The sequence below is a fragment of the Actinocrinis puniceicyclus genome, from assembly GCF_018283645.1.
Classification (GTDB): domain Bacteria; phylum Actinomycetota; class Actinomycetes; order Streptomycetales; family Catenulisporaceae; genus Actinocrinis; species Actinocrinis puniceicyclus.
The window spans coordinates 1-1,669 of the sequence record NZ_JAGSXH010000297.1; the positions used below are offsets into that span (position 1 = coordinate 1).

Here is a 1,669-nt window from a genome sequence, read left to right on the forward strand (position 1 = left end):
GGTTGACGGGTCGCGATGACGTGGTGTTCGGGGCGACGGTGGCGGGGCGTCCGGCGGTGTTGCCGGGGGTTGAGGACATCGTCGGGTTGTTGATGAACACGGTTCCGGTGCGGGTGCGCCTGGACGGTGCGGAGTCGGTGGCGGGTCTGCTGGCCCGGGTGCAGCGGGAGCAGGCGGGGCTCGGTGCGCATCATCATGTGGGGTTGGCGGATATCCAGCGGCTGGCCGGCCTCGGCGAACTGTTCGACACCTCGACGGTCTTCGAGAACGCGCCCTTCGACCGCGACGCCGTGCACGCCGCGCTGCCGGGCCTGCGTATATCAGGTATCGACGACAGCGCCGCCCCCGAGGGCACGCACTATCCGCTCAGCCTCGCGGCGTTCCCGGGCGAGCGGCTGCGCCTGGAACTGAACTACCGCCAGGACGTCTTCACCGCCGAGCAGGCCGAACTGATCACGCAGCGGCTGCGCCTGCTGCTGGAGACGTTCGTCTGCGCGCCCGGGACGCCCATCGCGCGCATCGAGGTGCAGACCCCCGGCGAACGCTCCCGGCTGGTCGAGCACTACAACGCCACCGACCTGCCGACCCCGCCCGGCACGCTGCCCGAACTGTTCGCGCGGCAGGCCGCCCTCACCCCGGACGAGGTCGCGGTCGTCTTCGAGGACGAGACGCTCACCTATGCCGGGCTCGACGCCGCCGCGACCAGCCTGGCGCGGCGGCTGTGCGACCTCGGCGCCGGCCCGGACCGGTTCGTCGCGCTCGCCCTGCCGCGCGGCGTCCAAGCCGTCGTCGCGATCCTCGCCGCGCTCAAATCAGGAGCCGCATACGTACCGGTCGATCCGGACGACCCGGCCGAACGCCTCGCCGGCCTGATCGCCGAGACCAGCCCCTTCGCGGTGGTGACCACGCAGGAACTGGCGCGGCGCCTGGATCTGCCCGCGGGCACCGCGTGCGTGTCACCGCAGGACACCGGCGAGGTCCCGCCCGAATCCGGGCCCTGGCACGCTCCGGTCCCGCAGCCGCGAGACCTGGCCTACGCGATCTACACCTCCGGTTCGACCGGCCGCCCGAAGGCGGTCGCGATCGAGCATCGCGCGCTGGCGAACATGTTCCACAGCCACCACCGCAACTTCTTCGCCCCCGAGGCCGCCGCCGCGGGCCGGCGGCTGCGCGTCGCGCTGACCAACGCGCTGACCTTCGACGCCTCGTGGTCACAGCTGCTGTGGATGGTCGCAGGGCACGAACTCCATGTTGTGAGCGACGATGTACGCCGCGATGCGCGCGCCGTCGTCGACTACGTCGGCAAGCACGAGATCGATCTGCTCGACACCACGCCCGGCTACGCCCGCGAACTACTTTCGGCGGGTCTGCTCGACGGGGACGGGCACCGGCCGCGGGTGCTGGCGCTCGGCGGCGAGGCGATCAGCGACGCCATGTGGGAGCAGTTGCGCGCTTCCTCGTTCGCGTCCGTATACAACCTGTACGGACCCACCGAGTGCACCATCGACGCGATGTTCTGCCAGGTGCGCGACACCGACCGTCCCGCGCTCGGCCGTCCCGCCGCGAACACGCGTGTATACGTGCTCGACGGCTGGTTGCGGCCGGTACCGCCCGGGGTCGTCGGCGAGGTCTACATAGGCGGCGCGAACCTCGCGCGGGGGTATTGGGG

1 protein-coding gene is annotated in these 1,669 nt (G+C 71.4%); it reads left to right on the forward strand.

Going from position 1 to position 1,669, the window contains the following annotated elements; genetic code table 11:
* Positions 1-56: 56 nt before the first annotated feature.
* A partial coding sequence (locus tag KGA66_RS28870) for an AMP-binding protein (RefSeq protein WP_312887119.1) occupies positions 57-1,669 on the forward strand: 1,613 nt, incomplete at its 3' end.